At 35.4% G+C, this 14511-nt stretch carries 15 protein-coding genes and 1 pseudogene; 15 read left to right on the plus strand and 1 reads right to left on the minus strand.

Annotation, left to right across the window (positions count from 1 at the left end; translation table 11 throughout):
* Positions 1–8 precede the first annotated feature (8 nt).
* The 4 genes from AC3RVG_RS01275 to AC3RVG_RS01290 are packed head-to-tail and all read left to right on the plus strand — an operon-like array spanning position 9 to position 2123.
* A complete protein-coding gene (locus AC3RVG_RS01275) occupies positions 9–395 on the plus strand; it encodes a DUF302 domain-containing protein (RefSeq protein WP_489689617.1) in 387 nt (128 codons plus the stop codon).
* Between the two features lie 58 nt (positions 396–453).
* Positions 454–1086, plus strand: a complete 633-nt coding sequence (locus AC3RVG_RS01280; protein ID WP_489689618.1) for a DUF3347 domain-containing protein — start codon at positions 454–456, stop codon at positions 1084–1086.
* Entirely contained in the window at positions 1087–1539 is a 453-nt protein-coding gene (locus AC3RVG_RS01285; RefSeq protein WP_489689619.1) for a heme-binding domain-containing protein, read from the plus strand.
* A 23-nt stretch (positions 1540–1562) separates the two neighbouring features.
* A complete protein-coding gene (locus tag AC3RVG_RS01290) occupies positions 1563–2123 on the plus strand; it encodes a DUF3347 domain-containing protein (protein WP_489689620.1) in 561 nt (186 codons plus the stop codon).
* Positions 2124–2146: 23 nt separating this feature from the next.
* Here AC3RVG_RS01290 and AC3RVG_RS01295 read toward each other — a convergent pair whose 3' ends face one another.
* Positions 2147–2314 (minus strand): hypothetical protein, encoded by a 168-nt coding sequence (locus AC3RVG_RS01295; protein WP_489689621.1) that lies wholly within the window; start codon positions 2312–2314, stop codon positions 2147–2149.
* A gap of 704 nt (positions 2315–3018) precedes the next feature.
* Here AC3RVG_RS01295 and AC3RVG_RS01300 point away from each other — a divergent pair.
* From AC3RVG_RS01300 to AC3RVG_RS01350, 11 genes and pseudogenes are all read left to right on the plus strand, one after another.
* Positions 3019–3501 carry a DUF305 domain-containing protein gene (locus AC3RVG_RS01300; protein ID WP_489689622.1) on the plus strand — a complete coding sequence of 161 codons (483 nt, stop codon included), beginning with the start codon at positions 3019–3021 and terminating at the stop codon, positions 3499–3501.
* An 11-nt stretch (positions 3502–3512) separates the two neighbouring features.
* Positions 3513–5321, plus strand: a complete 1809-nt coding sequence (locus tag AC3RVG_RS01305; RefSeq protein WP_489689623.1) for an efflux RND transporter periplasmic adaptor subunit — start codon at positions 3513–3515, stop codon at positions 5319–5321.
* Positions 5322–5583: 262 nt separating this feature from the next.
* Positions 5584–6150 (plus strand): helix-turn-helix domain-containing protein, encoded by a 567-nt coding sequence (locus AC3RVG_RS01310; protein ID WP_489689624.1) that lies wholly within the window; start codon positions 5584–5586, stop codon positions 6148–6150.
* 46 nt (positions 6151–6196) lie between these two features.
* Positions 6197–6439 carry a hypothetical protein gene (locus AC3RVG_RS01315; RefSeq protein WP_489689625.1) on the plus strand — a complete coding sequence of 81 codons (243 nt, stop codon included), beginning with the start codon at positions 6197–6199 and terminating at the stop codon, positions 6437–6439.
* Between the two features lie 57 nt (positions 6440–6496).
* Complete coding sequence (locus tag AC3RVG_RS01320; RefSeq protein ID WP_489689626.1) at positions 6497–6739, plus strand: hypothetical protein; 243 nt, start codon at positions 6497–6499, stop codon at positions 6737–6739.
* Between the two features lie 217 nt (positions 6740–6956).
* Positions 6957–9215: pseudogene (locus tag AC3RVG_RS01325) on the plus strand (heavy metal translocating P-type ATPase).
* A 23-nt stretch (positions 9216–9238) separates the two neighbouring features.
* Entirely contained in the window at positions 9239–9451 is a 213-nt protein-coding gene (locus AC3RVG_RS01330) for a heavy-metal-associated domain-containing protein (RefSeq protein WP_489689627.1), read from the plus strand.
* Positions 9452–9692: 241 nt separating this feature from the next.
* A complete protein-coding gene (locus AC3RVG_RS01335; protein WP_489689628.1) occupies positions 9693–10067 on the plus strand; it encodes a hypothetical protein in 375 nt (124 codons plus the stop codon).
* 103 nt (positions 10068–10170) lie between these two features.
* A complete protein-coding gene (locus AC3RVG_RS01340; protein ID WP_489689629.1) occupies positions 10171–11022 on the plus strand; it encodes a DUF3347 domain-containing protein in 852 nt (283 codons plus the stop codon).
* Between the two features lie 32 nt (positions 11023–11054).
* Positions 11055–13346: a multicopper oxidase domain-containing protein gene (locus AC3RVG_RS01345; RefSeq protein ID WP_489689630.1), complete on the plus strand. Its 2292-nt coding sequence runs from the start codon at positions 11055–11057 to the stop codon at positions 13344–13346.
* 352 nt (positions 13347–13698) lie between these two features.
* A complete protein-coding gene (locus AC3RVG_RS01350; protein ID WP_489689631.1) occupies positions 13699–14496 on the plus strand; it encodes a hypothetical protein in 798 nt (265 codons plus the stop codon).
* Positions 14497–14511 lie beyond the last annotated feature (15 nt).

Raw genomic sequence — 14511 nt, forward strand, 5'->3', positions numbered from 1 at the left:
ACAAAAAGATGAACTACTACTTTAATAAAACAGTTAATGGAACTTTTGAAGCGGTTATCGAGAAAGTGAAAAAAGAATTGAAGGAAGAAGGTTTTGGAATACTCACAGAAATTGATATTACAACAACCCTAAAGCAAAAACTGGATATAGACTTTAAAAAATATAGGATCCTTGGTGCTTGTAATCCGCCTTTTGCACACAAAGCCTTGCAGGCAGAAGATAAAATTGGAACGATGTTGCCCTGCAATGTCATAGTGCAGGAAATTGAAGCAGGTATCATTGAAGTTGCAGCCGTTAACCCAATGGCATCGATGCAAGCTGTAGAGAATGAAAAATTGAATGAGGTTGCCAGTGAAATAACTGCAATGCTGGAAAACGTCATTGAAAAATTATAAGAATCTTATCAAAAAGCAGTAATAACAATTAATAAACACAAATTTAAATTAAAACAAAATGAGCAAATTAAAATCAACAATAGGTATAGTTGCGATAGCATTTATAACCTTAACAGCAGTGTCTTGTAAAGACAACAAGAAAGAACAAAATAACACGGATGGAAACCATTCTGAAATGAGTCCTGGTGAAGATCATTCAGAAATGAATCACGATAATGGTGATGGTCATCACGATGCCGATAAAAAGGAAATGACAATGAGTGGAACGGGTAATTCACAAGCCGTATTGAAGGACTACTTCAACCTTAAAGATGCATTGGTTGCAGATGATAATGCTAAAGCAAAAGAACTTGGAGCAGTAATAGCTATAAGTTTTGGAAAACTTGATGTTTCATCAAGTTTTTCAGATACTCAAAAAGCTGAATTAAAAGATATTATTGAAGATGCTGTGGAACACGCAGAACATATTTCTGAAAGTGACATAAACCATCAACGAGAACATTTTAAAATATTGAGTAAAGATGTAACCGATATGGTTGCAATTACAGGAACTGAAAGTACGCTATACGAACAGTTTTGCCCAATGTACGACGACGGTAGTACTTGGTTAAGTATGACTAAAGATGTTAAAAACCCTTACTACGGAAGTAAAATGTTGAAATGCGGTAAGGTGCAAAGAGAGATTAACTAAATGAGAATAATAAAAATCATAGCAATAATAGTATTGGTAGCGTTTGTGGGAATTCAATTTGTTCCCACTACACGCAACCAAAGTGATACTGTTCCGTCAACCGATTTTATGCAGGTTAATGATGTGCCAGAAACTATTCAAAAAAAGTTACAGGTATCCTGCTATGATTGCCACAGTAATAATACTGCCTATCCTTGGTATAATAAGATTCAACCTGTTTCTTGGTTTTTGGAAGACCATATCAAAGAAGGAAAAGCTGAGCTTAACTTCAACGAATGGGATTCATTATCCAGTCGAAGAAAGAAAAGTAAGTTAACGTCAATTGTCAAGCAGATCGAAAATGGCGAGATGCCTTTGGATTCTTACACTTTGATACATAGTGAAGCATCATTTTCAGAAGTTGAAGCAGAAGAATTAATCAATTTTATCACACAATTAAAAGATAATTTATAAACAACAATTTAATATAAAGAAAAATGAAAAATTTAAAAATGAGTATAACAGTTATCCTATTGTTAGCAGTTTCTTTTACCAATGCACAGGAAAAAGAAAAAATGAATAATGATCACGGAGATATGAAAATGGACCATAGCAAAATGATGAATAAAAATAGTGATGCAAAGGCAGAAGCTATATTAAAGGATTACTTTAATTTAAAAGATGCATTAGTGGGAGATGACACTAAAAAGGCGGCAGAATCAGGCACTAAATTGGTAGCTTCTCTTAAAGCATTTGATATGACTAGCTATACAAAAGAACAGCAAACAGAGCTGGCCGATATTATAGAAGATGCGACCGAACATGCAGAACATATTTCTGAAAGTGCCATAGACCATCAACGTGAGCATTTTAAAATATTGAGCAAGGACATTACTGATATGGTGGCAGTTACGGGGACAAAAATCACGTTATACGAGCAATTTTGCCCAATGTATGATAAGGGTAGTGCTTGGTTAAGTACGAGTAACGAAGTTAGAAACCCGTATTACGGCAGTAAAATGCTTAAATGCGGAAAAGTTCAAAAAACTATTCAATAGTTAAGCTTTTACATAAAATCTTTTTAATGTCCTGTTAATTTATTGTCAGAAGGTTGTAGCATAAAAGGGATATCTGAAGATTTATCAAGTCCTGCCGTGGGAAGGAAAATAGGATTAATAGTTAGTGAAATCCTTCCCGTGTCAGGCACAAAGAATTTTGAAAAAGAGAAGTTTAGTGAAGAGTACTTCATTTTGAGGGGTAAACATTTTGGATGGTTTATTGATTAATAAATGTTTGCCTCTCATTTTTAATTATTATTTAAAGGAGTTTGCATAAAAAAGATCATATAACATATGAAAGAATTTTGCAAAGACGGGTGTCAAACTACAACGGATAAGTCTGTAGTTAGAAAATGGTTCAATTACGCCATTATTGCCATTATTTTGATTGGTGATTTATACCTGCTATTAAGAAGGGGCTAATTTAGTAACAGCCTGTTTTTCAAATATTGACGGTGTTCAAATTAAGATTAATAATGTAATAGTTGCGTAGAAATAAAAACTCTAAAAAAGATATAAGGAAACATCGTTATTTTAATTTTTCTAGTAGAAAGGAAATCAATGAGGAGTAATATTAAGGAATGGTTTATAATAAAGCCCTGATCTTGGAGGGGACACATAGTTTACCTGGTAGTTTCTATGTTCCCTTCCGTATCAGGCACTTTGAAGTTTTATCTGAATTTTTTCAAACTAAAAGGTTTTAATTAAAAGAATTAATTAGTTACAATGGATTATCAAGGCAGAGACAATTTTAATACCATAGTATTGCGAGCGTTTTCATTATTAGGCTTAATTACGGTATTAAGTAGTTTTCTACTTTGGTATACATCATCGCCAACCATTAAAATAATAGTTAAAAAGAAACGAAAATAAGTAACCTTAAAATCAACATAAAATGGAAAATTCACATCAAAATTTAAAGAAAAATAATTACACAAAATTTGTGGGTATGCTCGTAGCATCATTCGTGGCAATGTACATTACAATGTATCTTAACTCTTATCAATTAGATCACGTCTACTTTAGTCTTACAAGATTTTATATGAGTTGCTTGGGTATTGCTGCTATGGCCATTATAATGTTTGTAGCAATGCGTACTATGTATCAGAATAAAAAGAAGAATATAGCAATTGTTTTGGGTAGTATTATTCTTTTTGCTGGTTCGTTAGGCCTTGTAAGGGCTCAAGCCCCAATTATTGGCGATGTACTCTGGATGAAGGCAATGATACCGCATCACTCTATCGCTATATTGACTAGTAAGCGAGCTGATATACAAGATCCAGAGGTTAAGCAATTAGCGGATGATATAATTAAAGCACAAGAAAAGGAAATTGCAGAAATGAAAGCAATGATAAAACGATTGGAGAATAACAAATAAATAAAATTAAAATGAATAAAAACATCATGTATTTAGGCTTAGCCGTGATTGTTGGCCTATTAGGCGGCTTTCTACTATTCGGTGGAGATTCGGCAAATAAGGCGACAAGTAATACGAAAGACAAGCACGAACATTCAGAAGAAATTGCATCTAATCAAATGTGGACATGTTCTATGCATCCACAGATTATGCAACCAGAACCTGGCGATTGTCCCATTTGTGGTATGGAATTAATTCCTGCCGAAACGGGTGCCGAAGGCCTAAGTGCCAATGAAATAAAAATGACTGAAAACGCTATGGCTCTGGCCAATATCCAAACATCAATTGTAGGACAAGGACAAATGGATAGTAATTCTCTGAAATTATCTGGTAAAATTAAAGCTAATGAAGAGTCCAATGCCGTACAGGTCACATATTTTGGAGGAAGGATAGAAAAACTCTACGTTAATACTACAGGAGAGCGTGTTGGAGCAGGCCAACGTTTGGCAACTATTTATTCGCCCGAATTGGTTGCAGCACAGCAAGAACTGCTTACCGCTTCATCCTTGAAAGAATCGCAACCAGAATTATATAAGGCAGTTAGAAACAAGCTTAAACTTTGGAAACTTTCAGAAAAGCAAATCAATGCCATAGAAACTGCTGGAAAAGTGCAAGAGAATTTTCCTGTATTTGCAACAGTTTCAGGAACGGTAACACAGAAAATGGTAGAAGAAGGTGATTACTTAAAGCAAGGACAACCCTTATACAAAATTGCAAATCTCAATACAGTATGGGCAGAATTTGATGCTTACGAAAACCAAATAGCTTATTTAAAAAAAGGACAAACAATCAAAGTAACTACCAATGCTTACCGAAATGAAGTATTTGATGCAAAAGTTTCATTTATAGATCCTTTATTAAATTCAGCTACTCGAACAATCGTAGTAAGAGCGGTTCTGGAAAACAAGAAAGATCTTTTCAAACCAGGAATGTTTGTGGAAGGAATAATTAAGGGTGCCCAAACAAGTACCGAGAATACCGTTTCCGTACCGTCAACAGCTGTTATGTGGACGGGAGAACGCTCTGTTGTCTATGTAAAAACAAATCCTAACAAGGCTATTTTTGAGATGAGAGAAGTTTTATTAGGCAACGCCACTGGCGATAGTTATACTATTCTGGAAGGTTTAAAGAATGGAGATGAGGTGGTAACTAACGGAACGTTTACCGTAGATGCAGCTGCACAATTACAAGGCAAAAAAAGTATGATGAATGCCACAGGTGGTAAAACAACGACAGGTCATGAAGGCCATTTAGGAATGCAAGAAGATAAAAATACTACTGTAGAAAACGTGGATAAAACCAATCATTCCCAAATGAAGGAAAGGATTGCCGTTTCAAACAAATTTCAAAATCAATTAAAACAGGTTTTTGATGATTATATCCTGTTAAAAGATGCATTGGTAAATGATAACGCCAAAGGTGCTCAACAGGCAGGAAAGCAAATAGACCAATCCTTGAAGAATGTGGATATGAAATTATTATCTGATGAAAAGGCACATAATCATTGGATGACAATTCAGAAGGAGATAAAGACCTCTGCAAACGCTATTGAGAACAGCTCAGATATAGCAACGCAAAGAGGACACTTTAAGCATCTTTCTGCTCATATGATTAGTAGTGTACAACTTTTTGGGGTTAACCAAAAAGTTTATGTAGAGTTTTGCCCAATGGCAGATAACAATAAGGGTGCTTATTGGATAAGTTTAGAAAAAGAGGTGCGAAACCCATATTATGGAGAAGCTATGAAAACCTGTGGAGAGGTAAAAGCAACCTTAGAATAAAATGAATTATGGATTAATTAAGTAATCTGTATATGACCATAAAGTAATCTTGGTTTTATCACGGCGAACGATAATGAGTGAAAGTAGAAGATATAAAAGAAAATCTGAAAGGAAAAAGCATCAACCTATAACTGATATTTCAAAAAAGGATAAAATTATAGGTTTGGTTGTTATGGTATTGATTTTTGTGGTTGCTGCAATAGCTGCCGTTTATTATTCTCTATATAAATCTGGAATAACATTATTTTGAAATAAGTACCATATGAACGAGACTATCCATATTAAAAATATGGTCTGCGCAAGATGTATTTCGGCAGTATCTAATATTTTGGAACAACTTGAAATACCGTATGTTTCTATTAAATTGGGGGAAGTTTTATTGGTTTCAGCATTAAATGCAAACATCAAAAATGGTCTTTCCAAAGAACTTCAAAATTCAGGGTTTAGTTTGATTGACGACCGTAAAAGTCAACTTATAGAACAAATGAAAACATTAGTTGTTGATAAAATCCACCATTCTTCCGAGGAGCCGGGTTTTAAATGGGCAGATTATATAGGCGAAAATATTCTTCTTGATTATAAATATTTAAGTTCACTATTCTCTTCAGTAGAAAGCATAACGTTTGAGCAATACATCATCAACCAAAAAATTGAACGCATAAAAGAACTTATTGTTTATGATGAATTAACCTTGAGTGAGATAGCCATTCAACTTAACTATAGTAGCGTAGCTTATTTAAGCAATCAGTTTAAAAAGGTTACAGGAATGACATCTTCACAGTTTAAAAAGTCTGTAGATAAAAATCGAATAGCGTTAGATGAGATATAAATTTTAAATAGAGCTATAAACAAAAACACATTAAAATTATAATAATATGAAAGCTAAACTATTTGTTTTTACGATCCTTTTAATTACATTTTGTAAGACTACGGCTCAAAAAATTTATAAAACCAATGATGGCCATATTCAGATGATGACTTTGGTTGACGGTGAGCCTATCAAGGCAGAAAGTCATGATTTGGATTTATTTCTTGATTACGAATCTAAAATAATAAATGGTGTTATTGATCTTAAGACTTTAACGACAGATGTTCCTGAGTTAAATACCATTTTATAAGAGTGGGAAGAGCCGTTAATCCTTCGGTTTACAGGTTCAGTTCCATCCGTGGATTTTATGGCAAAACGTCACGAGCCTATCAATTTTAATTGGCAGGTGGAGATTTCATATCAAGGAAAATCCTATAAATCACAATTTAAAGCAACCATTACCCATATAGAACATGGCGTTAATATGTCTTGTCTGATAAGTGCGACAGGACAGGTTTTGGTTTCAGAAACGGGTTTGGATTCCGTAATACCAGGATTGGATAAGGCTATAGAAGTGCAGTTTGCGCAATTGGTATTAAAGTTGGATTAGTACTATTCTGTATTTTGATATATCATTAAAAGATAAAAGGCTGTAAAAAATATTTTAATTTCAGTGATATTAAGAGGCATTCTGAAATTAATTGGGTAGCTATAATTGTTTATAAATTCAACGAATTATGCAAATTCTACAAATCATTCTGCTTAAAACGTAACACCTTAAAGTCCTTTAATTCTGAAATTTGTAGTGTACAAATAAGAATAGGATAATGGAGACAGTCAATATATTTGAAACCAAAGAAAAATCTTCTAAACAGGGAGTAAAAAGATCATTTCCTGTTACGGGAATGACCTGTGCATCGTGTGCAGCTAGCGTTGAATCCGTCCTTTCGCATACTGACGGCGTAAATAGTGCCAGCGTTAATTTCGCGAGCAGTTCGGTACTTGTGGACTATGATGATACCGTTACAGAAGAAAAACTACAAAATGCCTTACGTGCGGTAGGTTATGACATCATCATCGATGCGGAGAATCCCTCGGAAGTGCAACAGGAACTTCAACAAAAGCATTATCAAGATATAAAGAACCGCACTATTTGGTCAGCAATTCTTACACTTCCCATTTTTGTGTTGGGAATGTTCTATATGCAATGGGAACTGGGTAAGTGGATTTCTTTGATATTGACTTTTCCCATACTTTTTTGGTTCGGTCGTAGCTTTTTTATCAATGCTTTCAAGCAAGCCAAACACGGTAAGGCGAATATGGATACCTTGGTAGCTTTGAGCACAGGAATCGCTTTTCTCTTTAGTGTATTCAATACCTTTTTTCCTGAATTCTGGTTGAGTCGTGGTATCGAGCCACACGTTTATTATGAAGCTGCTACGGTAATTATAACCTTTATTTCTTTGGGGAAACTCTTGGAAGAAAAGGCAAAGTCAAATACCTCTTCGGCCATTAAAAAGCTGATGGGATTACAACCCAAAACACTAAAAATTATTGAGAATGGGGAAGAAAAAGAAATTCCCATTTCGGCTGTGCAAGTTGGTCAGACCATTTTAGTACGTCCGGGAGAAAAAATACCTGTGGATGGAGAAGTTTCCAAAGGAAGCTCTTACGTAGATGAAAGTATGATTACGGGAGAGCCCGTTCCAGTTGAAAAAATAAAGGATGAAAAAGTATTTGCAGGCACAGTAAACCAAAAAGGGAGTTTTCAATTTACTGCAGAAAAAGTAGGTGGAGAAACCTTGCTATCCCAAATCATTAAAATGGTTCAGGAAGCACAAGGGAGTAAGGCGCCAGTTCAAAAATTGGTCGATAAAATTGCTGGAATATTTGTTCCTGTCGTATTGGGGATATCTATTATTACGTTCATTGTTTGGATGTCAGTAGGAGGGCAGAATGCATTTTCGCAAGCCTTATTAACTTCTGTAGCAGTATTGGTAATAGCCTGTCCTTGTGCGTTAGGATTGGCAACACCTACTGCCATTATGGTGGGTATTGGTAAAGGTGCAGAAAACAACATTCTTATAAAAGATGCCGAAAGTTTAGAACTCGGTTATAAAGTGAATGCTGTCATTCTTGATAAAACAGGCACAATTACAGAAGGAAAACCATTGGTAACTGATATATTTTGGAAGGATAAACTTGAAAATCAAAATCAATACAAGCAAATTCTTTTGGCAATAGAAGTGCAATCAGAGCACCCTTTGGCAGAGGCAGTGGTAAAACTTTTGAAAGAGGAAAATATTGAACAAGCTGAAATTGATTCCTTTGAAAGCCTTACAGGCAAAGGCGTGAAAGCCCAAACAGAAAATGGTTAAACATATTTTGTGGGTAACCATAAGTTAATGCTTGAGAAAAATATTCAAATAGACGCTTCTTTAATGCAAACAGCAGAAAGTTTAGAAGACCAGGCAAAAACAGTAATTTTCTTTGTTAACGAAAAACAAGTGCTGGCGATACTCGCCATTGCAGACAAAATTAAAGAAACTTCAAAAAAGGCAATAGAGATGCTTCAAGAAAGAGGCATTGAGGTCTATATGCTTACGGGAGATAATAATAAAACCGCATCTGCCGTCGCAAAACAAGTTGGAATAACAAATTACAAAGGCGAAGTAATGCCTTCAGACAAAGCAGCTTTTGTTGAAAAACTGCAAGCAGACGGAAAGATAGTAGCTATGGTTGGCGATGGCATCAATGACTCACACGCTTTGGCACAGGCCAATGTAAGTATTGCAATGGGTAAAGGTTCAGACATCGCAATGGACGTGGCGAAAATGACCTTGATAACCTCAGATTTACAATCCATCCCCAAAGCATTGGAACTCTCAAAGAGAACCGTATTGGGCATCCGTCAGAATCTGTTTTGGGCGTTCATTTACAACATCATCGGAATACCTATTGCAGCAGGAGTTTTGTATCCCATAAATGGATTTTTATTGGATCCAATGATCGCAGGAGCAGCAATGACTTTCAGCAGCGTATCTGTAGTTGCAAATAGCTTAAGACTTAAACGAATAAAACTTTAATATTAATTATAAATTCAAATACTATGAAAACTTTAAAATTTAAAACAAATATCAATTGTGGTGGGTGTATCTCGAAAGTAACACCTTTCCTTAACAAGCAAGAAGGAATTGAAAGTTGGGAAGTGGATACTGTTAATCCAGATAAAATTCTTACCGTTAAAAGCGATGGTGCTACCGAAGAAGATGTAAAGGCTACATTGCAAAAAGTAGGCTTTAAAGCTGAAGTTGTTGCTTAATACTTTCGTTTTAATATGATCTATATTATAATTTTGGTTGTGATTCTGCTGTTCGCTGTTCATTTTTATAACAAAGCGGAAGGGCAGAGTGTTCAGCCTCTTCCATAGTTTTGACACAAATTACTAGTGGAGAATATTCTTTACTAAAGAAAGCATAAATAAAACTTAAATTTAAGTAGAGAACACATCAAATTAAAAAATCAGATTGTTTTTTTAATTACATTTATCTGATTATTCAAGAATGGCAAAAAAGCTTCAAATAGTGATTATGGTAATTATGCTTGGCATATTTTTAATGCCTACGAGTTTATTTGCCCATATTAATTTTTCTCATCAGTCAGAAAAAAGCTGTTGTTCCAATAGCACGGAACAGACCTCTAGCGATTGTTGCAAAAATCATAAAAATCAAGACAAAAAAACAACAGATTGTGGCGGCACTTGTGGGAATCTTTCTTGCCACTGTCCTTCCACAACAACCTTACCTATAAATTACACTGCAATTTCAGAAGAAACAAACACTGTTGTTATTGCTGGTTTCAAAAATTTATGGAACTACGGCAAACAGCAACCAGAACCTATTTATTTCCAGATCTGGTCTCCTCCAAAATTAAGCTAATACTGCAATCCTGACAGCCATAGGTCTGTCATGTTGAAAACAAACACCTTGTTTTCAACATTCAAAACAATAACAATTTTAATTCCTTTTATAAATGAAATCAATGTTTAATATATTGATGGTGCTATTGGTGGTACTATCAACTACTTCGGGTTACGCCCAAATAAAAAACACAAAAACCGAAACCGTAAAAATTTTTGGTAACTGCGAGTTGTGCAAAACGTCCATCGAAAAAGCGGGAAACGTGAAAAATACGGCCAACGTTGCTTGGAACAAAGACACCCAAATGGCAGAAGTGACTTTCGATTCAAAAAAAACAAATCGGGACGAAATATTAAAACGAATTGCCCTTGCAGGTTATGACAATGAGCAATTTTTGGCGCCGGACAATGCGTATGCACAACTTGGGGAATGCTGCAAATATGAAAGGCTGAAAAAGGAAGCGGCAATGGCTACGGATCACACCAAAATGAAGATGGAAATGTCTGATTCAAAAATGGATATGGCTATGTCTGAAACGATAGAACCAAACGCTTTAGACGCGGTATTCAACAATTATTTTGCCATAAAGAATGCTTTGGTAAAAACCAATGCTACAGTAGCGGCTACAAAATCGTCTGAATTGTTGATGGCAATAAAAGCTCTAAAAGTAGAAACGCTTAAAGCTGAAGAACAAGCTGCTGTAACTAAAGTATTGCCGTCTATAATGGATGCAGCAAAAAGTATTTCAGAAACCAAGGATATCGGCAAACAACGGGAAAAATTTAAAGTCTTGTCAAAAAAGATGCACGAAATAATACCTTTTTACAGTGCTATGGAAACCCTTTATTACCAATATTGCCCAATGCAGGATGCCAATTGGTTGAGCAAGGACAAGACCATTAAAAATCCGTATTACGGTTCACAGATGTTAAGCTGTGGCTCCACTGTGGAAACTATCGACTATAAAAACTGAAAAAACAATAAAACACAATTTTCAATAACAAAATGAAAAAAATAATCTTGGTGCTTTTATTTCTGGGAACACTTTCTCTTCAAGCACAAAACATAGTGCGTTACGACCTTTTTGTGCGCGATACCATTGTTAATTTTACTGGCAAAGTAAAACGCGCCATTGCCGTAAATGGACAGATACCAATGCCAACGCTCACGTTTACCGAAGGCGATATTGCCGAAATTTATGTTCATAATGAATTGGACGAAGAAACATCCCTGCATTGGCACGGTCTGTTTTTGCCTAATAAGGAAGATGGTGTTCCCTACCTTACCCAAATGCCAATTCCGCCGCACACCGTCCATAAATACACCTTTCCCATCATACAAAATGGGACCCATTGGTACCACAGCCATTTTGGGCTTCAGGAACAGATAGGGATGTATGGCTCTATGATTTTGAAAAAAAGACCGGATGATAAAACCTTCAGAAAAGGGATAGACGATTTGCCGACCATTCCCATAGTTTTGAGTGAATGGACAGACATTACACCCGAAAATGTACACAGAATGTTGCACAATGCATCAGACTGGTTTGCCATAAAAAAAGGAACCACCCAAAGTTATTCAGAGGCAATAAAATCGGGACATCTAAAAACAAAACTTCACAACGAATGGAAACGTATGAACGCGATGGACGTAAGTGATGTTTATTATGACAAATTTCTTATCAATGGTAAAAGTGAAAATGAAGATACGTCGCTAAAAGGCTTGAAAGCAGGGGATAAAGTACGTCTACAAATTTCAAACGGGGGTGCTTCCAGCTATTTTTGGCTCACGTATGCGGGCGGAAAAATAACAGTAGTTGCCAATGATGGTAATGATGTGGAGCCCGTGGATGTGGATAGAATGCTCATTGCCGTTTCTGAAACCTACGATGTAGTGGTGACTATTCCAGCAGATAATACGGCCTTTGAGTTTTTGGTAACGCCGGAGGACCGCACAAAATCGGCTTCCATTTATTTAGGCGAAGGCATAAAACAACTCACTTCGCCACTGCCAAAATTGAAATATTTTGAAGGTATGGAAATGATGAACGGCATGATGAAAATGAATGGCGACCTGGACCAAATGGGGATGAATATGAGTATGCAAGAAATGGATATGAATGTGGTGATGTATCCTGAAATAACAGGTGCTTTAGATACCGGAAAAGATAAGAAAATGAAAATGGACCCCGAAGAACCTTCAGGCCATAATATAGATCAAATGGATGGGATGGATGGAATGAAGATGAACGAAGAAATGTATAAAAGCAATGAGCTTTCAGAAATTACGACACTAAATTACGCTATGTTGAAGTCTCCTACCATAACAACGCTCCCTATGGATGCACCTGTAAAAGAACTACATTTTACGCTTACGGGTAATATGAACCGTTATGTTTGGAGCTTGGATAACAAGGTGATTTCTGAAAGTGATAAAATCCTGATAAAGAAAGGAGAAAAAGTAAGGATTACCATGTACAATAATTCTATGATGCGCCATCCTATGCACTTGCACGGGCACGATTTTAGATTGCTCAATGGTCAAGGCGACTACGCACCTCTAAAAAATGTGGTGGATATTATGCCTATGGAAACGGACGTCATCGAGTTTGAGGCAAATGCTGAAGGCGATTGGTTTTTTCATTGCCACATCCTGTATCATATGATGAGCGGTATGGGTCGAGTATTTAGCTATGAGAATCAGGAACCTAATCCATTGATTCCAAATCCAAAACTTGCATTAAGGAAATTAAAAGGGGATGATAGGGAATTCCATCTAATGGCAGAAAATGATTTTGCGACCAATGGAAATGATGGGCAATTAATGATTCAAAGTACACGATGGAGTTTTGGTGCCGAATGGCGTTTGGGATATAATAATATGCACGGATACGAAACAGAAACCCATATAGGTCGGTATATTGGAAAAATGCAATGGCTAATGCCATTTGTAGGTTTTGATTGGCGCTATAGAAAATTGGGTCATAATGAGGTCGAGGAAAATCTTTTTGGTCAAAAAAATACCAAGGATAAACGTGCCGTATTAAGTGTAGGGGTTAACTATACTTTGCCAATGCTTGTTATGGCACAGGCCGAAATGTTTTCTGATGGTACTATCAGATTGCAATTTGAGCGTACTGATATCCCGTTGACTCAAAGATTGCGTATGAATTTGATGTGGAATACAGACAAGGAGTATATGGGAGGATTAAGATATATAGCAACGCGAAATATTGGTATTACCACTCATTACGACAGCGATATGGGTATAGGATTTGGGATTTCGTTGAATTATTAAAAAATCTATAGTTTTTTGTCCATTGGAAGATAACAATATTGTCGCATATTGGTAGAGTACGAAAAATAAAATCCTTATTTTGATGCAGGTATGTTGGCTTGTGGGAATGTCGCGAATGAAATTGAATAGATAATTCCTGTGGCACAATTTGCAGTTATGATCATATTTTGAATCGATAAATAAGAAATAACCTACCCTTCTGTATTGCGGTAACGTTCATCTCGAATTTCTGCATAATACCCTGACAGTCTATATGATTTAGCGTGTTGCGTTTGTTTTATATTTGAAAACTTTACAAAGAATTTTTTTTAATAACTTGGGCATAGCCCAAGTCATGGTGAATACAAAAAAAATGAAATACGAAGATAGAATAGTTTGCTTTATTGATATATTAGGTTTCAAGAATATAATAAACGGAACTGTCGATAGAGAAGATAACGATATTGAATCCGAAATCAAATTAATCCATGAAATCCTATCTTTAGGTATAGAACTACTAGATATAGAAGACAAATACAAACTTGCTAAATCTAAAATAGTAACCCAATTTTCGGATTCGTTTGTAATTTCATTTTTAGTAAATGAAAGAAGTGAAATTTTTTCAACCCTAATTGAAATTCTTCATCTAATAATGAATTTTATGGTCAAAGGTATTCTCGTACGTGGAGGAATTGCATATGGAAAATTAATTCACACAAATAAGGTCGTTTTTGGTCCAGGATTAGTGAAGGCTTATGAAACGGAATCTCGGGCGGCTATGTACCCAAGAGTTATTTTAGACAAAACAGTTATCGAAATAGCTAAAATGTTTCATTCTCACGGAGGGAATCCTACTCACGAAGAAGATTCAATTATGAATATAATTACAAAAGATTCTGATGATATGTATTACATTGATTATATTCAAAAAGTTCAATCTGAATTAGATGATCCTGAAATAGATATGGCGAATTATATAGAAAAATTAAAAAATATAATCGAACCTCTTATGGAAAATGAAGCACCAGATATTAAAGTTAAAATTGGTTGGCTTAAAAATAAAGTAAATAAACTAATTGAATCAGCTACGAGTGAAAAATACATCAAAGCTTTAAAAAAATCAGGAAACTTTGATATAGCCGAATATTATAGTGGACTAAAAACAATATAAATGTACTAACCCTAA

The sequence above is a fragment of the Aequorivita sp. IT1282 genome (genome assembly GCF_058068205.1).